Below are 23,237 nucleotides of genomic sequence, written 5' to 3'. Positions count from 1 at the left end.
ATAAGAATTCGTACGATCATCCTTGGTAAGAGGAAAAATTTTTCCCAGAGCAGCTGTCAGCGACCGGGAATTAGATTCAAATTTTTCGAGGATTTGGCCATGACAATCGCGCTTGCCGCTTCTCCCGCATTCGATGCCATCGTTCCGACCGCCAATGCCTACGGGTCGATCACCACGCCGGCGCTGAAAGCGGCCATGCGCAACTTCTCAGGTGGCGTCTCCGTCATTACCGCAGGGATAGGCGATGAGCGCACCGGCGCCACCGTGACCTCCGCGACCGCACTCGCCGTCGATCCGCCGACCATGATCGTCAACATCAACCGCACGTCCTCCACCTGGCCCGTCATCGAGCGCTACCGGCATTTCTGCGTCAACCTTCTGTCGCGCGAGCAGCAGAGAGTCGCCGAGCGCTTCTCCGGCATCGACGGCGCCAAGGGTGCGGCCCGCTACGATGGCGCCGAATGGATCCGGCTTGCCAGCGGCGCATCGGCGCTTGCCGGCGCGCTTGCAGCGATCGATTGCGAGGTCGAGGAGATCATCGAGCGCCATAGCCATGCGATCATCCTCGGCCGGGTGGTGGCGATTACGGCCGGGACAGGCGAACCGATCGTCTACCACAACGGCCGCTACGGCGGCGTGCAGTTCTGACGCGGCTTTCCCTGCATGGCACAGAGCGCCGCCACGGATTTCAATTTTGGAACGTGCTCTCTGCAAAGCGGCAAAAAGCGGAATAATTTATCTATATAAAATCCATGCTTTTAATCAGCATAACGTTAGGACTTCCCAAGGAAGCCGCAACCCGTTGAGGAGCATACGATGACGATCCGCAGACGCACCCTTCTTGCCGCAAGTGCCGCATTCTTGGCGGCGAGCCAACTCTCCCTTCCAGCCCATGCGGACGAAACCACGCTGACCATCGGCTACCAGCCCATCGTCGAGCCATCGCGCGTGCCGCAGGCAGACGGGACCTATGAGAAGGTGACCGGCGCCAAGATCACCTGGCAGAAGTTCGACGGTGGGGCCGATGTCATTGCGGCCCTTGCGTCCGGGTCGATCGATATCGGCTATGTCGGATCCTCGCCGCTGGCCGCCGCCGCAAGCCGCCAGATCCCGTTCGAAACCATCTTCGTCGTCGGCCTGATCAGTGACGCCGAGGCGCTGGCCGTCAAGGGGATCGACAAGCCGGAAGAGCTTGCCGGCAAGAAGATTGCAACGCCCTTCGTCTCGACGGCGCATTACAGTCTGCTCACCGCCTTGAAACACTGGAATGTCGACCCGAAGTCGGTCGAGATCCTCAATCTCAGACCGCCGGAGATCGCGGCCGCCTGGCAGCGCGGCGATATCGACGGCGCCTATGTCTGGGATCCGGTTCTCTCCGAAATCAAGAAGACTGCAACCGTGCTTGCGACATCGAGCGACGTCGCGAAATGGGGCGGACCGACCTTCGACGCCTGGATCGTCAGCAAGAAGTTTGCCGAAGAACATCCTGAAATCGTCACCGGATTCGTCAAGGTGACCGGCGACGCCTATGCCGATTACCGCGCCAAGCCGGAAGCCTGGAGCGCCGGATCGCCGCAGGCCGAGAAGATCGCACGGCTCACGGGCGCAAAGCCTGAAGAAGTGCCGAACCTGCTTAAGGGCTATTACTTCCCCTCGCTCGAAGAACAGGCGAGCGCCGATCTCCTCGGCGGCGCGACAGTCAAGGCGATCGCCCAGACCTCTGCTTTCCTGCTCGAACAGGGCAAAATCCCGGCAGTCCTCCCCGACTACGCGCCTTATGTTTCCGCCCGCTGGGCACAGGAAGCGGCAAAGCTCTCGTTCTGACGGTCACCCAATTGCTGCCCGCCCGGGTGAAATCTTCGGGCGGGCACACGGCAGCATGCCAGGAGAACAGCATGTCCGTCCTCTCGCTTGAAAATGTCACATTGCGATATGGAGCCGATGCCGGCCGTAACACGCCGGTGCTTGCGTCAATCGATCTGTCGATCGGCCACGACGAATTCGTCGTCGTCATCGGACGCTCCGGTTCCGGCAAGACCAGCCTTCTCAATCTGGCGGCGGGCTTCGTGAAACCGAGCGGCGGGCGTATTCGGCTCGATGGCGCGCCGGTCACCGGCCCCGGCGTAGAGCGCGCCGTCGTGTTTCAGGACGATGCCCTTTATCCGTGGCTGACGGCGCTCGACAATATCGCCTTTCCCCTGCGCCTGCGCGGTTTGTCCAGGGCGGATCGGCTCGAGCGGGCGCGAACTCTTCTCGACCAGGTGGGGCTCAGCGATGCAGCCGAGCGGCATGTCTGGGAACTGTCGGGCGGCATGCGACAGCGTGTCGGCATTGCCCGCGCGCTCGCCTCCAGCCCGAAGTTCCTGTTGATGGACGAGCCGCTTGGCGCGCTCGACGCCCTGACCCGAAGCCGCATGCAGGGCTTTCTTCTCGACATCTGGCAACAGAACCGCGTCGGCGCCCTCCTCATCACCCACAGCATCGAGGAGGCACTGCTGCTCGCAACGCGCGTCATCGTGCTTGCCCCCAACCCCGGCCGGATCACCAGCGAAATCTTCACGACCTTCGGCCGTGATCACCTCGCCGGGACGCCGCTTTCGGAAATCCGCAGTTCGGCCGCTTTTCGCCGCCTGCAGGACGAATTGACCGTGCTCATCCATGCCGAAGAAGAAGGAATTGCCGCATGAGCATCTCGGCTGAAGGCCTGCCGCCGATCATGCCTGCGGCGCGCCACGTGGATGAGCAACGGGAACAGAGCGCCGAGCGACCGCCGTTGCCGCTTGTCTGGATTTCGCTCGCGACGATCACGGCTCTGCTTTTCCTCTGGAGCCTTGCCTCCAGCTATACCCTCGTCTCGCCACTGTTCCTGCCGTCACCGGTCGCCGTCTACCAGGCACTGCGGAGCCTTGCCGTCACCGGCTTTGTCGATGCGACGCTCGCTGAGCACGTCGGCGCCAGCCTGCTGCGGATCTTCGGGGCGCTTGCCGTCGCTCTCGTCGTCGGCGTACCCGCCGGCCTTGCCATCGGAGCGAGCCGTGTCGGCAAGGGTATCCTCGATCCGATCGTCGAGTTCCTGCGGCCGCTGCCGCCGCTTGCCTATCTGCCCCTGGTGATCATCTGGCTCGGCATCGGCGAGGCGTCGAAGATTGCGGTGATTGCACTGGCGATGTTACCGCCGGTCATCCTTTCGACGGCAACGGGCGTCCGCTCCGCATCGGCCGATCACGTCAACGCGGCGCGCTCCTTCGGCGCGTCGCGGCTGCAGGTGCTGCGCCACGTCATCGTGCCCAGCGCCCTGCCCTCGATCCTCACGGGAACCCGCATCGCGCTCGGCGCCGGGTGGTCGACGCTGGTGGCGGCCGAACTTGTCGCCGCAACCCGCGGCCTCGGTTTCATGATCCAGTCCGCAGCCCAGTTCCTCGTGACCGACGTGGTTATCGCCGGCATCGTCGTCATCGCCGCCGTCGCCTTCCTGTTCGAACTGGCGGCACGCCTGATCGAACGCTGGCTGGTACCCTGGGCAACGCGGCGGTAAGCGGCAAGCGTCAGCCAGTTTTCAGAGTGACCCGGTTGCGGGTCGCGATCAGCCGCGCCGCGGCATAGGTCTGCGTGACGATCTCCGGCACCAGATCGATATCCGGCAGGCTGCCGACGCCGAGCGGCCCGATGGCGTAGAGATCGGGCGTCGGATCTCCGCCAGCAAGCACTTCGCCCGCCGGGCTGACGGCAATGCCGAGATCGAGTTCGTCGGGCTCGGCAAGGCTGCCGGAAAAAAGGCTCTGCATCAACGGCGCCTGAAGATCGGGTGCCGAGCAGCGACAATCGATCACCTGATCGGCTGATAGCAGCGTCTCCTCGCTTTCACCCGCAAAGCGCACCATCAACCCTTCCGGACGGCGCCGGCCGGCCCAGCCCTTACGCAGCACGGTCCGCTCGCTCGCTAGCTCCTGCCGAAGACGCAGGTAGAGGGGTGCCGGCAGGCGATTACGGTGGCTGTCGTAGATCGAGCGAAGGTGCCTGTTGAAGCGGTGTTTCTCTTCCTCGGGCAGCGCCTGCCACAGCGACCGCGCCCGGCGGCGCAGGCCGTTCATGGCCGCCTGCCAGCCGAGCCCCGCCGCTTCAGCCTCGGCACAGGCCTGCCGGACGAAGCGAACGATCTCGCCGAGCCGTGTCGGCATCGGCTCGACCGGAAAGGTCGGCGCTGCCGAAAGACGCGTATGCGGCTGCGGCAGGAAGCCGTGACGGGAGAGGATGGTGACCTCGCCGGCAAAGCCGTTGTCGCGAAGCTGCAGCAGGCGGTCGACCACCCGAACACCACTTCCGAGCAGCACCGTGTGGCGCGGCACGACGAGACGGCGCGCGCGCACCAGCGGCTTTTCCTCTTCAGCAACTTCCATCTCACCGCGACGCAAACCAAATCCGGTCGCCAGCACAACGGCGTCGCATTCCACCGTCGCGTTCTCCTGCACCACCAGAAAGCGCCCATTGGCCTGCTTGCGTAGACCAAGCACCGCCTGACAGGAGAGCTGCATCGAAATATCGGGACGACGCGTCAGCGCCTCGGAGAAACGCTGGTAGACATAGTCGCTGAAGATGCTCTTCGGCACGAAGATCTGCTGAAAGCCGGGAATGGCCGCCGGGACGGCGGCGCGAAACTCGGCATTGGCCGAGAGCCAATCATTGAAATCCTCGGGCTGACCGGCGGCCACTGAAAGATCACGAACGCGGCTGTTGAGGATTTCGCCGCTCTGGGCGGTGGCCAGCACCTGGCCGCCGCTGATCGTCGGTTGCGGGTCGAAGAGATGGACGTGAAAGGCGGCCCGCACGGACTTCATCAGGGCGATAGCCATCATTACACCGGAAAAACCGCGGCCGACGATGGCGATATGCGGCTTGCCCTTGGGGGCCCCTTCCGTCGGAGACATCTTGGCAAACAATCCATGGACAGTCATGTGCACTCTCCTATGGCCGGCCTCGCCGGCAAAGTTTGAAATGCATGGCTGTTTCGGTCCTCAACGCAGACACCGACCGAATTGTAAGGCTATCGGCAACCACCCGCAGGGTTGCGTGAAGATATCGTCCGCCGCATCGCCGGTCGAGCCTGTATGTCCTATCCCGGCTGGCTTGGCACCTTGGCGCATGCGCATCCCTAGACGGTATACTCTATAAACTTTATGCGCTATTAGAGCGTGAAACGGCGCCGACATCAAGGGCCGTGTGGCAATGGCCGCCCGAAGCGGTCTTCGGCGTTGCACTCTGGGGCGGTCAGGCCACGCCGTTTGGCAAGGGCAACCGCTCCGAAAACTCCCCCGGCTGGCCACGTGCAGTCTCCCGGCGCGAAATGCCGTTCAACACCCTCAGCAGGTCATAACCATGCGACCAGCGGCCATAGCCACTGGCGATGTTGATATGCCCGGCATGGCCGAGATCGATGAGGCGACTGCCCCAGCGGGTCGAAAAATGGCGCAGGCGGTCGAAGGGCATATAGGGGTCGTTCAGGCTCCCGACGACAAGGCTCGAAAAAGGCAGAGGCAGATCCGGCATCGACCCGAAGTCGATGGCGCCCGGATGAAGCCGATCGGTCGGAACGAGATCGCACGGTGCGACGAGCAAGGCGCTGCGCACTTGCCGGGCGAGCGGACGCCGCACCAGATTGGCGGCCAGAAGGCAACCGAGGCTGTGGGCCACCAGATCGACGGTACCATGCCGGAAGATCTCGTGTTCGAGCCTGTCGCGCCAGAGATCGAGCCTTGGTCGGTCCCAGTCGTCCTGTTCGACGAGGACGGCGTGCGGATTGTCATTCAGCCAATGGCGCTGCCAATGGCCGCTGTTTGATCCGAACAACCCGGGAATGATGAGCGTTGTTGCCATGACATCAACCGCTTACGAGAATGTTTCAAAGTGACGGCCGCGCATTCTGCCGCGCCCGGTTCATGGCTCAATTATGGAAGAGCGAAATGCAGCGCGTAAGCAAGGAACATTCAATATCTATAAATTCTATAGCATAACTTTTCAGCCGCATCGTTCACGCACCATCATTTTAGATGTCAGGCATGGAACAATCTTGAGAGCAGAGTGTTTCTTCAGACGCGGTCAGAAGCGAAATCAGTTTCTCTTACGGCCGCCGAAGCGTCAAAAAATTGCGTTGTTGGAGCCCATGAAATTGGTAGTTTGGCGCCGAAATATACCGGCGCTCAAACAAGCCGGCCAACCGGCGGTTTGAAGATCGGTTTGGATGAGGGGATAGCGCAGCCGCTCGCGGCTGCGGGGCCAAGAGGTGACCGAGAGGTGACGGAGCGACGCAATGGGAACCGGTGGCGATTTCGCCAGCCGAGTGTTTTGCCTGGATTTGGATTGTCGCTCGGGATCACGCTGATCTGGCTGGTTCTGATCGTGTTGATCCCGTTGTCGGGCCTGGTGTTTCGCGCCAGCGGGCTCGGCTGGTCCAAGTTCTTCGAGCTGGCGCTCGATCCGCGCACGCTGAACGCCTTGAAGATCTCCTTCGGCACGGCCTTCATCGCGGCGATCATCAACCTCGTCTTCGGTGTCATCCTCGCCTGGGTGCTGGTGCGTTATCGCTTTCCCGGCAAGCGGGTGATCGACGCCATGGTCGACCTGCCCTTTGCCCTGCCGACCGCGGTTGCCGGCATTGCGCTGACGACGCTCTATGCCCCGAACGGCTGGATCGGCCAGTTCCTGGAACCGCTTGGGCTGAAGATCGCCTTCACCCCCGCCGGCATCGTCATCGCGCTGATCTTCGTCGGCCTGCCTTTCGTCGTCAGGACCGTGCAGCCGATCATGGAAGAGATCGACAAGGAGGTGGAGGAAGCGGCAGCCACCCTTGGCGCCAGCCGCTTCCAGACGATCAGCCGGGTGCTTCTGCCGGGGTTGCTACCGGCGGGCCTCACCGGCTTTGCGCTCGCCTTTGCCCGCGGCGTTGGCGAATACGGCTCGGTGATCTTCATCGCCGGCAACCTGCCTTACGTCTCCGAGATCGCGCCCCTCCTGATCGTCATAAGGCTGGAAGAATTCAACTATGCGGCCGCGACTGCGATTGCCGCTGTGATGCTGGCGATCTCGTTCGCCATGCTGCTCCTCATCAACTCGATCCAGGCCTGGAGCCGGCGGAGATATGTCTATGTCGCATGATCTGACCGCAGCCGGCCTCACCGCCAGTCCCGGTCTCAGTCCGGCCTCCGGTCCGAAGCCGGCGCTGCCGGAACTGGCCGCCGCCACCTCCGAAAGCCGATTTGCAAGGCTGACGCTGACGATCGCAGCCCTTGCCTTCGTCGCGCTGTTTCTGCTTCTGCCGCTCGCCGCCGTCTTTACCGAAGCGCTGCGCAAGGGCGTGACCGAATTCGTGCTGGCGCTCGGCGATGCCGAGACGTTTTCCGCCATCCGCCTGACGCTGATCGTTGCCGCCATCGCCGTGCCGCTCAACCTCGTCTTCGGCGTCGCCGCCGCCTGGGCGATCGCCAAGTTCGAGTTCAAGGGCAAGGCGTTCCTGACGACGCTGATCGACCTGCCGTTCTCGGTCTCGCCGGTGATCTCCGGCCTCGTCTTCGTGCTTCTGTTCGGCTCGCACAGCCTGCTTGGCCCCTGGCTGCAGAGCCACGGCATCCAGATCCTGTTTGCCGTGCCCGGCCTGGTGCTCGCCACCGTCTTCGTCACCTTCCCCTTCGTCGCCCGCGAGCTGATCCCGCTGATGCAGGAACAGGGATCGAGCGACGAGGAAGCAGCGCTTTCCTTGGGAGCATCCGGCTGGCAGACCTTCTGGCATGTGACGCTGCCCAACATCAAATGGGGGCTGCTTTACGGCGTGCTCTTATGCAACGCCCGCGCCATGGGCGAGTTCGGCGCCGTCTCGGTCGTGTCGGGCCATATCCGCGGCGAGACCAACACCATGCCGTTGCAGGTGGAAATCCTCTATAATGAATACAACTTCGTCGCCGCCTTCGCGGTGGCGGCGTTGCTGGCGCTGCTGGCGCTGATCACCCTGATTTTGAAGACGGCGCTGGAGATCCGCTACAGCGCCGAGATCGCCGCCAGCCGCAGACACTGACCAGCATTCGAAAGGTATCGCCATGGACGTGCGCGTTCACAACATCCGCAAGGAATTCGGCCGCTTCCCGGCGCTCGACGACGTCTCGCTTAATATCCGCTCCGGCGAGCTGATCGCGCTGCTCGGCCCCTCCGGCTCCGGCAAGACGACACTTCTGCGTCTCGTCGCCGGTCTCGAAAGCCCGACCGAAGGCACGATCTTCTTCGGCGACGAGGATGCCTCGCAAAAGACCGTGCAGGAGCGCAACATCGGTTTCGTCTTCCAGCACTATGCCCTGTTCCGCCACATGACCGTGCTCGACAACGTCGCCTTCGGCCTGAAGGTGCGTCCGGCCAACCGCCGTCCGCCGGCGGCCGAAATCCGCAAGCGCGCCCTCGACCTGCTCGACCTCGTGCAGCTCTCCGGTCTCGACAAGCGCTATCCGGCGCAGCTGTCGGGCGGCCAGCGCCAGCGCGTGGCGCTTGCCCGCGCCATGGCGGTGGAACCCAACGTGCTTCTGCTCGACGAACCCTTTGGCGCGCTCGATGCGCAGGTGAGAAAAGAGCTACGCAAGTGGCTCAGAGACATCCATGACCGCACCGGCCACACCACCATCTTCGTCACCCACGACCAGGACGAGGCGCTGGAGCTGGCCGACCGCGTCGTCGTCATGAGCAAGGGCGTGATTGAACAGGTCGGCACGCCCGACGAGATCTACGACCATCCGGTCTCGCCCTTCGTCTACGGCTTCATCGGCCAGTCGAACTGCCTGTCGGTGACACTCCAGAACGGCGAGATCTGGTTCGAGGACCGGCCGATCGGCTTGCGCGCGCCGTCCGAAGCCGACGGCCCGGGAAAACTGCACTTCCGCCCGCACGACATCGAGCTGATCGACGGCTGTGGCGGCTGCCTTGCCGGTCTGGTTGCCGCCAGCCGCCGCGTTGCCGGCACCCGCCATCTCGAACTCGACCTTGGCCGCAACCATCCGCATGTCGAGATCGAACTCTCCCCCGAACGCGCCGCCGCCGGCGACCACACCCGCATCGCTTTCCGACCGACAAAGTGGAAGCTGTTCAGGGAAGGCCGACCGGAAGCGAAGGTCGCACCTGCCGGCGCCACGGAACCCCAGCGCCAGACGGCAGACGAGGCGGAATCCATGCTCGCCGCGCAGGTCTCCTGGGCGGCCCCTTAAGGTAGTTCAAGCGGCCAGACTTCGACCACGCCGTGGGCAACGGCGCAGGGCGTCTGCGACACCAGGGCGATGGCTTCGTCGAGATCGGCCGCTTCGATCACCGCGAAACCGGCCACCGGCAAGGGGGATGACAGGAACGGCCCATCCTTGGTTTCGACCCGCGCCGCATCCGCATTGCGCACCTGCACCGGCGCGCCGGCAATTCCCATCAATACGCCATCGGCCTGAAGCCGCGCGTCATGCGCGTGCGCCGCATCGCGCACCACTGCCGCCGTGCGATCGTAGCCGGCGCGATCGCCGTATCCGATGGTGATGAATTTCGGCATGAGCCTCTTCCTTCAAGTCGCCAGAGAAGAAACGCGCCTAGCTCTGACGGGCTAATTGACAGCCGGTCCTTCAGGCCGTTCCGTTGAGAGAACGCGGATGCGCCGGGAAAGTTGCAACAACGTCGGGGCTCGCGTCATAAAAGGGAGGATCCGATGCCGACCATCATCGCCCATCACAACATTACCAAAGGCGCCGATCACTGGCTGAAATCGCCGAGACGCAAGGAACTCTTCGGCGCGCTCGGCATCACCAACATCCGGACCTTCGTCGACCCGAAGGATCCGACGCGTGTGGCCGTCATGATGGATGTTCCCGATATCGGCGCCCTCTCACAGGCGATGCAAAGCCAGGCCGCGGCGGACGCCATGGCCCATGACGGAGTTGTACCGTCGTCGCTTGTGATCCTGGTCGAATCGTAGCGCCCCTTCGCGCGGCGTGCCTCCGTACCTTGCCATGTAGGGTGAAAGACCGCGCTTCGGCCTCTCGCCATGGCGTCGAGATTGAGCCGCTACAATGCGGTACATATTGCGGCGAAGACCGACACACCCGGGATACCTCGCCTGAACAGATTGCGATCGTTGCCTCACGAACAGAAGAAGGAACGATCGCATGAGCCACCGCATCCTCCCGACCATCGCGTTTGCCTTGGCGACAAGCGTCGTCGCCTTCGCAGCGCAAGCAGCCGAGATCAAGAACATCGTCATCGTTCACGGCGCCTTCGCCGACGGTTCCGGCTGGCGACAGGCCTCCGAAATCCTCGGGCGCCGCGGCTTCAACGTGACCGTTGTCCAGGAGCCGCTGACGTCGCTCGCCGCCGACATCGAGGCGACGAACCGCATCCTCGATCTGCAGGACGGCCCGACCCTGCTCGTCGGCCACAGCTATGGCGGCATGGTCATCACCGAGGCCGGACACCGTAGCAAGGTCGAAGGCCTGGTCTATGTGGCCGCCTTTCAGCCCGACAAGGGCGAAAACCTTGCAACGCTCGCCGGATCGAAACCTGCGGCCGCCATGAGCGTGCGCGAAACCCCGGACGGCAAGTATCTCTATCTCGACCCAAAGGCGTTTCCGGCCGACTTCGCCGCCGATTTGCCTGCGGCGGAGGCGGCCTTTGCGGCAAAATCGCAGGTCCTTGTCGCCAAGGAGGTCTTCGCCGCCAAGGTCGGCGACCCCGCCTGGCGCACCAAGAAAAGCTGGTCGATCGTCGCGACCGATGACCGCGCCATCAACCCGGACCTGGAGAGAAGCATGGCCAGGCGCGCCGGCAGTGAGGTGACCGAAATCAAGGCGAGCCACTCTGTCTTTGCCTCGCAACCGGAGAAGGTTGCGGGCATCATCGAGGCCGCAGCCAGGGAGGCCGGCAAGTAGCCCGAATCCCGTCCTCCGCGACCTGAATGTAACCTTCGGCACTCAGGTCGCTTCCCTTGACGGTAACCTACATCTGGCGCCAAAGACCTGTAACAATCCTTCGGTAGTTTGCCTGGGATCACGCCTCAGCGCGAAGCGCTCTCGCCATGTCCCGTAAACTCGCCGCCGAAGCGTGGCTTGACAGCTTGCGGCCAACGGCTGCAAACTTCGCTCATGGGGTTGCGATCACCCCATGAGGCGCCAGCCGAAGCATCGCGTCCACAGAACCGCTCATCCGGAGGACGCGTCATGTCGTCATATCTCGAAATCTCATCGGAAAAATTCGCTCGCCTTATCGGAACGCCGAACTGTCCCGCACTGTTCGACGTTCGCGTCGACGAGGACTTCGACGCCGATCCACGTCTCGTCCCCGGATCCGTCCGGCGCGACTATCGCAGCGTGCGGGACTGGGCGGACGATGTCGACAAAGCATCGGCGATTATCATCTGCCAGCAGGGCAAGAAGCTCAGCCACGGCGTTGCCGCCTGGCTCCGCAATGCCAGCATCTCCGCCGATGTGCTCGAAGGAGGGTTCGAGGCCTGGGTCGCAGGCGGCAACCCCGCCGTGCCATCTTCGGCAATACCGGAACGGAATGCCCAAGGGCAGACGGTCTGGGTCACCCGGGCGCGGCCAAAGATCGACCGCATCGCCTGCCCCTGGCTGATCCGACGCTTCGTCGATCCGCATGCCGTTTTCCTTTATGTGGCGCCGTCGGAAGTGGAGATGGTCGGCGAGCGCTTCGGGGCGACACCGTTCGACATCGACGCGCCCGTGCGCTGGAGCCATCGCGGCGAACGCTGCACCTTCGACGTCATGATCGAGGAATTCGGGCTTGCCACCGCCCCGCTGTTGCGGCTCGCCACGATCGTGCGTGCGGCCGATACCGCGCGCCTCGAACTCGCGCCGGAGGCTTCGGGTCTACTTGCAGCCTCGCTCGGGCTCTCGCGCATGTATGCGGACGATCTGGAACAGCTGGACGCCGGTATGTTGCTCTACGACGCCTTCTATCGCTGGTGCCGCGATGCTACCAACGAGACCCACAACTGGCCTTCGGCCAAGAAGGACGCCTGAGATGACCGACATCGCAGACAAAGCCGCGACGGGACCGGCGCGGCAACGGGAAAGCCACGGCATCTCCTTTGGCGAAGCGGTGCGGGTTTGGGCGCGCATTGCCGCACTGAGCTTCGGCGGGCCGGCCGGACAGATCGCCGTCATGCACCGCATCCTCGTCGATGAAAAGCGCTGGATCGGCGAACACCGTTTCCTGCACGCGCTCAACTACTGCATGCTTCTGCCGGGACCCGAGGCGCAACAGCTTGCCGTCTATATCGGCTGGCTCCTGCACCGTACCGCCGGCGGCCTCGTAGCCGGCATCCTTTTCGTGCTCCCGGGATTTCTCGCGATCCTCGGCTTGAGCTACATCTACGCCGCCTTCGGCAGTGTCACCGTCGTCGAGGGCCTCTTCTTCGGGCTGAAGGCGGCCGTGCTCGCGGTCGTCGTTCAGGCCGTCTTCCGCATCGGCGGCCGGGCGCTGAAGAACAAGGTGATGATCGGCATTGCCGCAGCCGCCTTCATCGCCATCTTCTTTTTCCGCGTCCCCTTCCCGATCATCATTCTTGCGGCCGGTGTGCTCGGCTATATCGGTGCGCGTTCCGGCTCACAGTTCTTCCGCATTGGTGGCGGCCACAAGGCCGGCACGGGTCCCGTCCTCAAGGACGAAGACTCCGCGCTCGGCGACGAAATTCCCGCGCATGCGCGCCCGAACTTCGCCTGGTCGCTGCGGATCTCCGCCATCCTGCTTGCCCTGTGGCTGGTGCCGCTGGCGCTGCTGGTCGCGGTCCTCGGCACGAGCAACGTCTTCAGCCAGATTGGCCTCTTCTTCAGCCAGATGGCGGTGGTGACCTTCGGCGGCGCCTATGCGGTACTCGCCTATGTCGCGCAGGAAGCGGTGCAGCACTATGGCTGGTTGAAGCCGGGCGAGATGCTCGACGGGCTCGGCATGGCCGAGACCACACCCGGCCCGCTGATCATGGTGGTGCAATTCGTCGGCTTCATGGGCGCCTATCGCGATCCCGGCACGCTTTCGCCCATGACGGCCGCGACACTCGGCGCCATTCTAACGACCTGGGTCACCTTCGTTCCCTGTTTTCTCTGGATCTTCCTGGGCGCGCCCTTCATCGAGCGGCTGCGCAACAACGTCGCGCTGACCGGCGCCATGTCGGCGATCACCGCCGCCGTCGTCGGGGTCATCCTCAACCTTGCGGTCTGGTTCGGCCTGCACACGCTGTTTGCCGAAGTCGCCCCCTGGACGCTCGGGCCATTGGCGCTCGATATTCCGGTTCTAAGGTCGCTGGTGCTGCCGTCGCTGCTGCTCACGCTCGCGGCAGGCGTGGCTATCTTTCGCTTCAATGTGTCGGTGATAACGACGCTGCTTGCCTGCGCGCTCGCCGGCATGGCCTGGACGCTGGCAACGAACTGAGGACGGAGCCGGCGCTCAATCGTCGTAGACGGATTGCGGCAGGTGAAACCCCTCCGGCAATTGCGATCCGTAGTGGCGCTCCTCCTCCGGTGGCGGCGGCTCGCGGTGCTTTATCGCGCGAACCGCAAGAACGGCCCTCAGCTGGACCGGCCGGTAGTGCTCGACAAGGCTCGGAAGTATCTCTTGCTTATCCGTCCGTTGCGACATCTGAGCCCCCTGGAACGTCTCCACCCAGGCAGAGTGCCAGTCAATCGCACGCACCGCAACCGTCGCCACGGTACGCCGGCGACACAGCCGCTGAACCAACCGGCCCCACCCGCATCGTGTGACCCCACGAGATATTAGGGTGAAGTGTCGATCCTCCCCTTGCGTCTCTAGCCACTCACCCTACCTCTGCAGCGCTGCCGGATGGCAGGCAATATGCAGCGAGGACATCACTATGCAGGGCACCCTTTCGAAACTCGGCCTGAGACATCCCCTGATCGTCGCGCCGATGGCCGGAGGCCCTTCGTCGCCTGCGCTGGTGGCAGCCTCTTCGGCCGCCGGCGCGCTGGGCTCCGTCGGTGCGGCCTATTCGAGCCCGGCGGCGATCGCAGAGTTCGTCCAGACCGTGCGCGCCCGCACGGATCGTCCCTTCGCCATCAACCTCTTCATCCAGCATCCGCAGCCGAAGGTCGACGCCGCGGCGCTCGAGCGCGCCGTGCGTGCGACGGCGGGATACCGCGCCGAACTCGGCCTGCCGACACCTGACCTTGCAGCGCCCTACGAAGAGGAGTTCGACGGGCAGTTCGAGGCGGTGCTGCGGGCAAAGCCTGCTGTCCTGAGTTTCGTCTTCGGCGTCCTGCCTGCTGAGCACATGCGCGCCGCTCGTGACGCCGGAATGTTGATCATCGGCACGGCAACGACGCCCGAGGAAGCCCTGGCGCTCGAAGAGAGCGGCGTCGATGCCATTACGCTGCAGGGATATGAGGCCGGTGGGCATCGTGGCATCTTCGATCCGTCCGCCGAAGACAGCGAAACCGGCCTTGAAGACCTGCTCGCCCGGAGCCTCGGAAGGATCAAGGTACCACTCATCGCCGCGGGCGGGATCATGACGGGTTCCGATATCCAAGCCGTTCTCGCGAAAGGCGCTAGCGCCGTGCAGATGGGTACGGGCTTCCTCGCGACCGCCGAAGCTGGGACATCGGCGCCCTATCGCGCAGCGCTGGAGGGTTCGGAGCGGAAGACGCGAACGACGCGGGCCTTCTCCGGCCGCTTTGCGCGTGGCGTCGAAAACCGTTTCATGAACGAGGTGGACGCCGCCGCCGTCATGCCCTTTCCGGCGCAGAACAAGTTCACGCGCGACATCAGGGCGGCGTCCACGGCGAAGGGGTCGCCGGATTTTCTGTCGCTATGGTCAGGCACCGGCAAGGGCGAGCTTTGGCAAGGCTCCGCGTCCGATCTGATCGCCCGCCTTTTTCCGGCGACCCCATAAGCGAGAGCCTCTCCTACGCAGTGTCGTCTCCTCTTTACTTCCGCCGTTTTGCCGGTGAATTCTTGCTCATCGGCAGCCATCCTTGCGAAAGTCGGCACAATGGATCGTATCGATGCGATGAAGGTCTTCGTCACGGCGATTGACGAAGGCAGCCTTGCGGGTGCGGCCCGTCGGCTGAAGCGATCGCCAACGGCCGTCAGCCGCGCGCTGAACCTGCTCGAAGCCCATGTCGGTGTCGAACTGCTGCACCGGACGACCCGCTCGCTGAAACTCAGTGAAGCGGGCCAGCGCTATGCAGCCGCCTGCCGGCGGGTGCTGGTCGATCTCGAAGAGGCCGATATGCTCGCAGGCGGCGAGCGCGCGGCTCCCCGCGGCACGGTCACGATCTCTTCGCCGCCGATCCTCGGTGAAGAGATGCTGCGCCCGATCCTCGACGACTTCCTCAATCTCTACCCGGCGGTTTCGGCCAGGTTGCTGCTGCTCGACCGCTTCGTGAACCTTGTTGACGAAGGCGTCGATATCGCGCTGCGCATAGGGCACCTCGCGGATTCTTCGCTGATCTCGACACGCATCGGCGGCGATATCAGGCGCGTCGTCGTCGCTTCCCCACGCTATCTCGCCAGTCATCCCCGCATCGACGAGCCGGCCGACCTCGCCAAGCACCAGATCGTCGCCTTCACCAATTTCGGCCTTGATTCCTGGGCCTTTACGCCGGTCGAGGGTTCGCTGATCCCGCGCACGGTGCAGTTTACGCCGCGCTACATCGTCAACAGCGTGCGCGCAGCGGTCGATTCCGCCGTTGCGGGCACGGGCCTTACCCGGCTCTATTCCTACCATGTGGCGCGCCATGTCCATGACGGGCAGCTGAAGATCGTACTGGCCGATGCCGAGCATCCGCCGATGCCGGTTCATCTTCTGGCGCCGCAGGGCCGCATGGCGGTTCCGAAGGTCCGAGCCTTCGCGGATTTCGCCTTGCCGCGTCTCAGGACCGAGTTCGCACGCATGGCGAAGGAAGCTGGCACGCTTCGCTGATTATGCCGAATTTCGGTTGATTGACTGCCAATTGGCGTCAATTCTCCCTCATATCGGATGGGTCTAAATCTGATTGTACCAACGCCGAGGGCGGAGGACGGGCCGAACGAAGCGCCCGTTGCAATCGAAGAAGGATCACATCCATGAGCAACGAACAGAAGGTCGTCATCATCACCGGTGCATCGCAGGGTATCGGCGCCGCCCTGGTGCAGGCCTACCGCGATCGCAACTACCGTGTCATCGCCACGTCGCGCTCGATTAGGGCCAGCGCGGATGCGGGCATCCTCGCCGTTGCAGGCGATATCGGAAATCCCGAGACCGCCGAGCGCGTCGTGCGCCAGGGCCTCGAACGGTTCGGCCGCATCGACACCCTGATCAACAATGCCGGCGTCTTCACCGCCAAGCCGTTCACGGACTTCACCCAGGAAGACTACGACCTGAACATGAGCGTCAATGTCGCCGGCTTCTTCCATATTACCCAGCACGCCGCCCGCGAGATGCTGAAGCAGGGCTCCGGCCACATCGTCAGCATCACCACCAGCCTTGTCAACCAGCCGATCGCCGGCGTGCCCGCCGCGCTCGCCTCCATCACCAAGGGCGGCCTGAATTCGGTAACCCAGGCGCTCGCGATCGAATTCGCGACTTCGGGCGTTCGCGTCAACGCGGTTTCGCCCGGCATCATCAAGACGCCGATGCACGCGCCGGAAACGCATGCGGCGCTCTCGACGCTTCACCCCGTCGGCCGCATGGGCGAGATCCGCGATATCGTCGACGCCGTTCTATACCTGGAGGGTGCCGGCTTCGTGACCGGCGAGATCCTGCATGTGGACGGCGGCCAGAACGCCGGACGCTGGTAGGCCCGCAACTCTCCCAACAAACGCGGCACCTTGGGTGCCATCAAGCTCCAGAAAGGAGACGGCAATGCCGATCGTAACAGTTCAGGTGACCCGCGAGGGCACCACGCGGGAGCGTCAAGCGGTGACGGCGGAAGAAAAGGCGGAGATCATGAAGGGCGTCAGCCAGGTGCTGCTCGACGTGCTCAACAAGCCGTTGGAATCCACCTATGTGGTCATCGAGGAAGTCGACCTCGACAATTGGGGCTGGGGCGGCCTGCCCACCGCCCAGTATCGCGCACGGCTTGCTGCAAAAACGAAAGCCTGACGCCGCCAGCCACAGTTCCCGCCACCCGCCGCTTAACACCAAGCGGCGGGTTTCCTTTGTGAAATTGTGTCGAAATGTATCGGCAGGCGCTTGCATTACATTTGCTTGCAAGTCTGGATGTTGCGAACACACCGACGACATATCCGGAGCGTCAACCAGACAGAGCAAGTGGCACAGCCCCCTCACCCAGAAGCGGCGGCACCATGCGAAGACCAAACCGACTTGAGGAGTTTGCTCGATGGAGCATATCGACCATGTGCTGATTGTCGACGACGACCGCGAGATCCGGGAACTCGTGTCGAGCTACCTGAAGAAAAACGGCCTGCGCGCGACCGCGGTCGCCGACGGGCGACAGATGCGCAGCTTCCTCGAAGGCGATACCGTCGATCTGATCGTCCTCGACGTGATGATGCCGGGCGACGACGGGTTGGTGCTCAGCCGCGAGCTGCGCGCCGGCAAGCATAAAGCGATCCCGATCATCATGCTGACCGCCCGCTCGGACGAGATGGATCGCATTCTCGGGCTCGAAATGGGTGCCGACGATTATCTCTCCAAGCCATTCTCCGCGCGCGAACTGCTGGCCCGCATCAAGGCCGTTCTTCGGCGCGCGCGCATGCTGCCGCCCAACCTGCAGATTTCGGAGGCCGGCCAGTTGCTGCGCTTCGGCCGATGGAAGCTCGACACGACGGCGCGGCACCTGATCGATGCCGATGGCACCGTGATCGCGCTGAGCGGAGCGGAGTATCGGCTGCTGAAGGTGTTCATCGACCACCCCCAGCGCGTGCTCAACCGCGACCAACTGCTCAATCTCACGCAAGGCCGCGAGGCCGATCTCTTCGATCGCTCGATCGACCTGCTCGTCAGCCGGGTCCGCCAGCGACTCGGCGACGACGCCCGCGAGCCGGCCTACATCAAGACGGTGCGTAGCGAAGGCTATGTCTTCTCGGTGCCGATCGAGATCGTGGAGGCGCGCGAATGACCGCGAACGCTGCTGAAAGAGGCTTTCGACTATGGCCGCGCACGCTCAGGGCGCGGCTCTTTGTTATTCTGCTGGCCGGCCTCGCCATCGCACATGTGATGTCGTTCACAGTTCTGTTCTTCGAGCGCTACGTGTCAGCCAAGTCTGTCATGTTCAACACGCTCGAAAACGACATTGCCACCTCGATTGCGATCCTCGACCGCCTGCCCGCAGACGAGCGTGCCTCCTGGCTCAATCGCCTCAGCCGCGACAATTACGGCTTCATTCTCGGACCGGGCTTGCCCGGCAACCCGTCCGTCGATCCGGCCACCGCGGAACTCTCCGCCAACATCCAGCGCGCGACCGGCCCGAAGTATCCGGTCACCGTCGAAACGATCCCCGGCGATCGACGCCACGTGCAGGCGCATCTGACATTGAGCGACGGCTCGCCACTGACGATCGACGTCTATCCCAAGGGGATCATGCCGCTTGCCGACTGGCTGCCTTACGTGCTGCTGGCGCAGCTCGCGCTCCTGCTCTTCTGCAGCTGGTTTGCCATGCGCCAGGCCGTCCGCCCGCTTGTCAACCTTGCGGCAGCGGCCGACACGCTCGACCCGAACCGCAACACGCCGCGGCTCAGCGAAACCGGCCCGACGGAGGTCGCCTATGCGGCAACCGCATTCAACGCCATGCGCGACCGCATCGCCCAGTACCTCGAAGAGCGCGTCCAGATCCTGGCCGCCATTTCCCACGACCTGCAGACGCCGATCACCCGCATGAAGCTGCGCGCGGAAATGGCCGAAGATTTCGCCGATCGCGAGAAACTGATCCAGGACCTCGGCCAGATCGAGAGCCTGGTGAAGGAGGGCGTCGCCTATGCTCGCAGCGCTCACGGCAATGTCGAGAAATCGACGCGCGTCGATCTCGCCTCGTTCATTGAAAGCCTCGTCTACGACTATCAGGACACCGGCAAGTCCGTCAGCGCGAGCGACATCGATGGCGGCACGATCACGACCCGGCCGCAGGCGCTCAGGCGCATTCTCACCAACCTCGTCGACAACGCGCTCAAATTCGCAGGCAGCGCCGAAATCGAGGCGCGGCGGCTTGCCGACGATACAGTGATCATCAGCGTGCTCGACCGCGGGCCGGGCATCCCGGAAGATCAACTGGGCGCCGTGCTGAAACCCTTCGTCCGGTTGGAGGATTCCCGCAATCGTGAAACCGGCGGCACTGGGCTTGGGCTCGCCATCGCCCAGCAGTTGGCAGCCTCCATCAACGCGTCGCTGACCTTGCGCAATCGCGACGGCGGCGGCCTCTTGGGCGAGCTAGTGATCCGACCTCAGTAAAGGGGAGCTTCGTTTCTCGCCATATAATGCGCTATAAAACAATTGTATATCGAATTTTCCTAATGTCGTTAGTGAGATCGCAAGACCAGGCTTGCCGGGCCCCGGCATGCTGATGGCCGATGAAAAAGAGCGGCGACGCTGATGGTCACCGCTCCGGAGGTGACGAGAGGTAGTGCGGGTCAGACGAGATTGATCGTCACGTCGATGTTCCCGCGCGTCGCCTTGGAATAGGGGCAGGTCTGGTGAGCGGCATCGACGAGACGACGCGCAACGTCGGCGTCGATCCCCGGCAGGCTGACATTCAGCCGTGCCTTCAGGAAGTAGCCGCCGTCGCGGTTCAGCAGATCCACTTCGGCATCGACGGCCACGTCGGCGGGAAGTGCTATCTTAGACTGGCCGGCCGCCAGACCGATCGCACCAATGAAACACGCAGACCACCCGGCGGCAAAAAGCTGCTCCGGGTTCGTCCCCGGGCGGGAACTGCCGGGGCCGGAAAGCTTCATGTCCAGGCGTCCGTCGTCGCTGCGGGTGGCGCCGTCGCGGCCGCCGGTCGTGTGGGTCTTGCCGGTGTAGAGTACCTTTTCAGCTGCGCTCATGGTCTTTTTCCTTCCGACAGGTTTGCCGTCCGGGCCCGATTGCCCTGCGGCCGTCGAGACGCATCTGGCGCCTTCAAGGTGTCTCGGATGTTTCACCGGCGGCCCGCAAATGTATGGAAACCTGCCCAGCGGCCGGCGCAGATACACGCTGATGCTAAGCCGATCTGGACGCGGCTTGTCGCCCCATCGCGTCTCGCCAGCATGGCGGGACGCCGCATCCGGCAGGCCTCATCTCCTAATCACCGTGCACAAAAAGCGCGGGGCCGGCGAACCGGAACCCCGCGCCTCCACGCAATCCGCGGGAGAAAAACTAGTAACGATCGACGGCGACAATTGCCTCGGCAAAAGCGAGCGGCGCCTCCTGCGGCAGGTTATGGCCGATGCCGCCGGTAATCAGCCGATGCTCGTATCGGCCCGAGAAGCGCTTGGCGTAGGCGGCGGGATCGGGATGCGGCGCGCCATTGGCGTCGCCCTCGAGCGTGATGGTCGGGACGGCAATGGTGGGGAACTGCGCCAGCCGCTTTTCGAGGTCGTCGTACTGTGCCTCCCCCTCGGCCAGGCTTAGCCGCCAACGGTAATTGTGGATCGAGATGTCGACATGATCGGGGTTTTCGAGCGCCTCGGCGCTTCTGTCGAAAGTCGCGTCGTCGAAGTTCCACTTGGGCGAGGCAAGCTTCCAGATCAGCCGGGCGAACTCCTTGCGGTTCTGCTTGTAGCCCTCATAGCCCCGCTCGGTGGCGAAGTAGAACTGGTACCACCAGGCAAGCTCGCCCTGCGGCGAGAGTGGCCTCCTGTTCACCTCCTGGCTACCGATGAGATAGCCGCTGACGGAGACCAGCGCCTTGCAGCGCTCGGGCCACAGGGCCGCGATGATGTTGGCGGTTCGAGCGCCCCAGTCACAGCCGCCGATGACCGCCTTTTCGATCTTGAGCGCGTCCATCAGGGCAATGATATCCGTCGCGATCACAGCCTGCTGGCCGTTCCTCGGAGTGTCGGCAGAGAGGAACCGGGTCGTACCGTAGCCGCGCAGATAGGGAACGATGACCCGATAGCCAGCATTGGCGAGCACCGGCGCCACGTCCACATAGGTATGGATGTCATAGGGCCAGCCGTGCAGTAGAATGACGACCGGAGCGTCGCTCGCGCCAAGTTCGGCATAGCCGACATTGAGCACGCCGGCATCGATCTGCTTGAGGACCGGGAAGGACTTGTTCGTGCCCCGCGCGACGGCCGGCAGGCGCAGCGCTTCGCCGGCTCCCGTTTGCGCTCTGACCGCGCCGGCCGAAGCGAACTGCGTTGCCGCCAGCGAGAGTGCGATTGCGCCGATGAAACGGCGGCGCGGGTGGTTGATTTCGTCCGACATTGACTACCCTCCGGCGAACTGAACTGGCATCAGCAATGAAGTGCTGACGTATCCGGGGCGTGTGCCTGGCGGCGCCCTATTGAAAGCACGTGTAGAAATGGCAGGGAACGGATACACGGCGATACAATCGCTTTTCGAGGCAGGTCACTGCCGTCAGGCAACGCCCTCGCGGGCATTGCGGCGGATCGTCTGGGGCGGTTGCCCGAGCGTGCGCAGGAAGGCCCGGCGCATGCGGTCGCTATCGGCAAAACCGGTCTGCTCGGCGATCACATCCATGGAGTGGCGCCCCTGCTCCATCAACAGGCGCGCGGCTTCCACCCGCAGATGCTCGACGGCCTTTGCCGGCGACTGGCCGGTCTCGGAACGGAAGGCACGACTGAACTGGCGCGCACTCAAGCCCGCGGCGTCCGCGAGTTCGTCGACTGAAAGGACGTTGCGCAGATTGGCCTTGGCGTAATTGACCGACTTCTGAATGCGGTCCGACTTCGGATCGAGCTCCAGCAGGGCGGAAAACTGCGACTGGCCGCCGGCACGCCGGTGATAGACGACGAGCTTGCGCGCCACCTGACGGGCGACATCCTCGCCATGGTCCTTTTCGATCATCGCCAGCGCCAGATCGATGCTGGCCGTCATGCCGGCCGAGGTCCACACGCTGCCATCGACGATGAAGATGCGATCCTCCTCGACCTTGACCTCGGGAAAGCGCTCGCGCAGCTGGCGGGCGAACACCCAATGGGTGGTGGCGCGGCGGCCGTCGAGCAGTCCGGACTCGGCGAGGATGAAGGCGCCTGTGCAAGGGGCGGCCACCCGTCGCGAGACCTCCAGGGCATGGCGCGCGAAGGCGGCAAGCCCCGGCGTTACCGGCTCGATCACGGTGCCCGCGCCGAACATGACGGTGTCATAGACCGCATCGTCGAAGGCTTTCGTGAGCACGCCGAAGCCGGCGGACGCCTTGACCTCGCCGCCCGCCTCCGACAGCAACTCGATCGCATAGGCGGGTTCGCCAAGCGTCAGGTTGGCGATCTCGAAGGCGGTGACCGCCGCGAAACCCATCAGCTGAAATCCCGGAAAGACCACGTAGCCGATCCTGTGCATCTTACACCACCTCTGCCGATCCTGTCCGGAATGCCCGCTCATAGCAGATTTGCGCCATAGAGGGAACGCGACGGTCATGGCCGGGGCTCATTCGGGAAGCGGCTTGCCCGCATGTTCGGCCACCATGTAGGCCGCATACCAATCCGGCCAGTTATGGTCGTGCTCGCCGCCATTGCGCTTCTCGTGTTCGCCATGGGCGGCAGCCGCGCGGCGCAGGGCCGCCACGAGGTCACCGACGGAGGCAAAGTCCGTAACGTCGCCATCCACGCGCCCGGGCAGACGTTCGGTCACCTCCTGCAACAGCCAGCCGTTGCCGTCGGGGTCGCTGAAGGTGGCATAGGAGCGGTAGCTGCGGCGCGCGGGATCGGGCCCGCTGATCGGCGGCTTGCCGGGGCCTTCGCGATGGAAGATTTCGCTGACCTTGGCGCCCCGTTCGACGAGTTCCGCACGGGCGGCTTCGATATCCGTAACGACCAGATAGAGGCCGCTCGCCGAACCGGGCGTGGCCGAAGTCAGCTCGGTGCCGAAGTGGATCGATGCCGGCGAACCCGGGGGCGTGAACTGCACGACGCGAAACGCATCGCCAACGGGAAAGTCGGCATCGAGCCGCCAACCGAGGCGACCGTAGAAATTTTTGGCGCGATCGACATCCGCGACCGGAATGACAGCGACCTCGAACTTCAGATCGACCGATGGTGCTCTGTTGTTGCTATCTGCATCTGTCATGACACTTCTCCTTTGTTGCGACGGTGGGGCGCGCTTTCGC

25 protein-coding genes are annotated in these 23,237 nt (G+C 63.8%); 17 read left to right on the top strand and 8 right to left on the bottom strand.

Annotated elements, in window-relative coordinates; translation table 11 throughout:
* The first annotated feature begins 99 nt into the window (after window positions 1-99).
* From IB267_RS23375 to IB267_RS23360, 4 genes are all read left to right on the top strand, one after another.
* Entirely contained in the window at window positions 100-648 is a 549-nt protein-coding gene (locus tag IB267_RS23375) for a flavin reductase family protein (RefSeq protein WP_192449797.1), read from the top strand.
* A gap of 168 nt (window positions 649-816) precedes the next feature.
* A complete protein-coding gene (tauA, locus tag IB267_RS23370) occupies window positions 817-1,824 on the top strand; it encodes a taurine ABC transporter substrate-binding protein (protein WP_192449796.1) in 1,008 nt (335 codons plus the stop codon).
* Between the two features lie 71 nt (window positions 1,825-1,895).
* Window positions 1,896-2,687, top strand: coding sequence for a taurine ABC transporter ATP-binding protein (locus tag IB267_RS23365; protein ID WP_192449795.1), 792 nt, complete (start codon window positions 1,896-1,898; stop codon window positions 2,685-2,687).
* Window positions 2,684-3,535 carry an ABC transporter permease subunit gene (locus tag IB267_RS23360; RefSeq protein ID WP_192449794.1) on the top strand — a complete coding sequence of 284 codons (852 nt, stop codon included), beginning with the start codon at window positions 2,684-2,686 and terminating at the stop codon, window positions 3,533-3,535. Before IB267_RS23365 ends, IB267_RS23360 begins: the two co-directional genes overlap by 4 nt.
* Before the next feature lie 10 nt (window positions 3,536-3,545).
* Here IB267_RS23360 and IB267_RS23355 read toward each other — a convergent pair whose 3' ends face one another.
* A complete protein-coding gene (locus IB267_RS23355; RefSeq protein ID WP_192449793.1) occupies window positions 3,546-4,952 on the bottom strand; it encodes an FAD/NAD(P)-binding protein in 1,407 nt (468 codons plus the stop codon).
* Window positions 4,953-5,265: 313 nt separating this feature from the next.
* Window positions 5,266-5,871: an alpha/beta hydrolase gene (locus IB267_RS23350; protein WP_192449792.1), complete on the bottom strand. Its 606-nt coding sequence runs from the start codon at window positions 5,869-5,871 to the stop codon at window positions 5,266-5,268.
* Between the two features lie 417 nt (window positions 5,872-6,288).
* Between IB267_RS23350 and cysT the strand changes: the two genes are divergently transcribed.
* The 3 genes from cysT to IB267_RS23335 are packed head-to-tail and all read left to right on the top strand — an operon-like array spanning window position 6,289 to window position 9,233.
* Entirely contained in the window at window positions 6,289-7,149 is an 861-nt protein-coding gene (gene cysT / locus IB267_RS23345; RefSeq protein WP_192449791.1) for a sulfate ABC transporter permease subunit CysT, read from the top strand.
* On the top strand, window positions 7,139-8,062 hold the full coding sequence (cysW, locus tag IB267_RS23340; RefSeq protein WP_192449536.1) for a sulfate ABC transporter permease subunit CysW: 924 nt from the start codon (window positions 7,139-7,141) through the stop codon (window positions 8,060-8,062). Before cysT ends, cysW begins: the two co-directional genes overlap by 11 nt.
* Window positions 8,063-8,084: 22 nt before the next feature.
* Window positions 8,085-9,233 carry a sulfate/molybdate ABC transporter ATP-binding protein gene (locus tag IB267_RS23335; RefSeq protein ID WP_246810794.1) on the top strand — a complete coding sequence of 383 codons (1,149 nt, stop codon included), beginning with the start codon at window positions 8,085-8,087 and terminating at the stop codon, window positions 9,231-9,233.
* On the opposite strand, the gene IB267_RS23330 is transcribed toward IB267_RS23335, so the two are convergent.
* Complete coding sequence (locus tag IB267_RS23330) at window positions 9,230-9,559, bottom strand: YciI family protein (RefSeq protein ID WP_192449790.1); 330 nt, start codon at window positions 9,557-9,559, stop codon at window positions 9,230-9,232. The two genes, IB267_RS23335 and IB267_RS23330, sit on opposite strands and share 4 nt — an antisense overlap.
* A 153-nt stretch (window positions 9,560-9,712) precedes the next feature.
* Here IB267_RS23330 and IB267_RS23325 point away from each other — a divergent pair, with 153 nt between their 5' ends.
* The 4 genes from IB267_RS23325 (at window position 9,713) to chrA (ending at window position 13,446) form a co-directional block, all read left to right on the top strand.
* Window positions 9,713-9,979, top strand: coding sequence for a hypothetical protein (locus tag IB267_RS23325; RefSeq protein ID WP_043626699.1), 267 nt, complete (start codon window positions 9,713-9,715; stop codon window positions 9,977-9,979).
* 190 nt (window positions 9,980-10,169) lie between these two features.
* The gene (locus IB267_RS23320; RefSeq protein WP_192449789.1) at window positions 10,170-10,928 is read left to right on the top strand and encodes an alpha/beta hydrolase; all 759 of its coding nucleotides are present in this window, start codon (window positions 10,170-10,172) and stop codon (window positions 10,926-10,928) included.
* A 288-nt stretch (window positions 10,929-11,216) separates the two neighbouring features.
* Window positions 11,217-12,038 (top strand): sulfurtransferase/chromate resistance protein, encoded by an 822-nt coding sequence (locus IB267_RS23315; RefSeq protein WP_192449788.1) that lies wholly within the window; start codon window positions 11,217-11,219, stop codon window positions 12,036-12,038.
* Window position 12,039: 1 nt separating this feature from the next.
* Window positions 12,040-13,446 (top strand): chromate efflux transporter, encoded by a 1,407-nt coding sequence (chrA, locus tag IB267_RS23310; protein WP_192449787.1) that lies wholly within the window; start codon window positions 12,040-12,042, stop codon window positions 13,444-13,446.
* Window positions 13,447-13,461: 15 nt separating this feature from the next.
* Here the strand turns inward: chrA and IB267_RS23305 are convergent, their stop codons facing one another.
* Window positions 13,462-13,653 carry a hypothetical protein gene (locus tag IB267_RS23305; protein WP_192449786.1) on the bottom strand — a complete coding sequence of 64 codons (192 nt, stop codon included), beginning with the start codon at window positions 13,651-13,653 and terminating at the stop codon, window positions 13,462-13,464.
* 232 nt (window positions 13,654-13,885) lie between these two features.
* On the opposite strand from IB267_RS23305, the gene IB267_RS23300 reads away from it, so the two are divergent.
* From IB267_RS23300 to IB267_RS23275, 6 genes are all read left to right on the top strand, one after another.
* The gene (locus IB267_RS23300) at window positions 13,886-14,920 is read left to right on the top strand and encodes a nitronate monooxygenase family protein (RefSeq protein WP_192449785.1); all 1,035 of its coding nucleotides are present in this window, start codon (window positions 13,886-13,888) and stop codon (window positions 14,918-14,920) included.
* Window positions 14,921-15,019: 99 nt separating this feature from the next.
* Window positions 15,020-15,952, top strand: coding sequence for a LysR family transcriptional regulator (locus tag IB267_RS23295; protein ID WP_192449784.1), 933 nt, complete (start codon window positions 15,020-15,022; stop codon window positions 15,950-15,952).
* Window positions 15,953-16,095: 143 nt separating this feature from the next.
* Window positions 16,096-16,809 (top strand): SDR family NAD(P)-dependent oxidoreductase, encoded by a 714-nt coding sequence (locus IB267_RS23290; RefSeq protein WP_192449783.1) that lies wholly within the window; start codon window positions 16,096-16,098, stop codon window positions 16,807-16,809.
* 64 nt (window positions 16,810-16,873) lie between these two features.
* Window positions 16,874-17,113: a 4-oxalocrotonate tautomerase family protein gene (locus tag IB267_RS23285; protein ID WP_192449782.1), complete on the top strand. Its 240-nt coding sequence runs from the start codon at window positions 16,874-16,876 to the stop codon at window positions 17,111-17,113.
* A gap of 238 nt (window positions 17,114-17,351) precedes the next feature.
* Entirely contained in the window at window positions 17,352-18,092 is a 741-nt protein-coding gene (locus IB267_RS23280) for a response regulator (protein WP_034799675.1), read from the top strand.
* Window positions 18,089-19,417 (top strand): HAMP domain-containing sensor histidine kinase, encoded by a 1,329-nt coding sequence (locus tag IB267_RS23275; RefSeq protein ID WP_192449781.1) that lies wholly within the window; start codon window positions 18,089-18,091, stop codon window positions 19,415-19,417. The genes IB267_RS23280 and IB267_RS23275 overlap by 4 nt, the downstream gene beginning before the upstream one ends.
* A 179-nt stretch (window positions 19,418-19,596) precedes the next feature.
* Here the strand turns inward: IB267_RS23275 and IB267_RS23270 are convergent, their stop codons facing one another.
* From IB267_RS23270 to IB267_RS23255, 4 genes are all read right to left on the bottom strand, one after another.
* Window positions 19,597-20,013: an organic hydroperoxide resistance protein gene (locus IB267_RS23270; RefSeq protein WP_192449780.1), complete on the bottom strand. Its 417-nt coding sequence runs from the start codon at window positions 20,011-20,013 to the stop codon at window positions 19,597-19,599.
* Window positions 20,014-20,323: 310 nt separating this feature from the next.
* Window positions 20,324-21,376 (bottom strand): alpha/beta fold hydrolase, encoded by a 1,053-nt coding sequence (locus tag IB267_RS23265; protein WP_192449779.1) that lies wholly within the window; start codon window positions 21,374-21,376, stop codon window positions 20,324-20,326.
* Between the two features lie 153 nt (window positions 21,377-21,529).
* Window positions 21,530-22,471, bottom strand: a complete 942-nt coding sequence (locus IB267_RS23260; RefSeq protein ID WP_112772191.1) for a GlxA family transcriptional regulator — start codon at window positions 22,469-22,471, stop codon at window positions 21,530-21,532.
* Window positions 22,472-22,558: 87 nt separating this feature from the next.
* Window positions 22,559-23,197 (bottom strand): VOC family protein, encoded by a 639-nt coding sequence (locus tag IB267_RS23255; RefSeq protein WP_192449778.1) that lies wholly within the window; start codon window positions 23,195-23,197, stop codon window positions 22,559-22,561.
* Window positions 23,198-23,237 lie beyond the last annotated feature (40 nt).

This window comes from Ensifer sp. ENS09, from assembly GCF_014852425.1.
GTDB lineage: Bacteria > Pseudomonadota > Alphaproteobacteria > Rhizobiales > Rhizobiaceae > Ensifer.
Note: the sequence above shows the minus strand (reverse complement) of the source record. Positions and strands in the feature narration are given on the sequence as shown.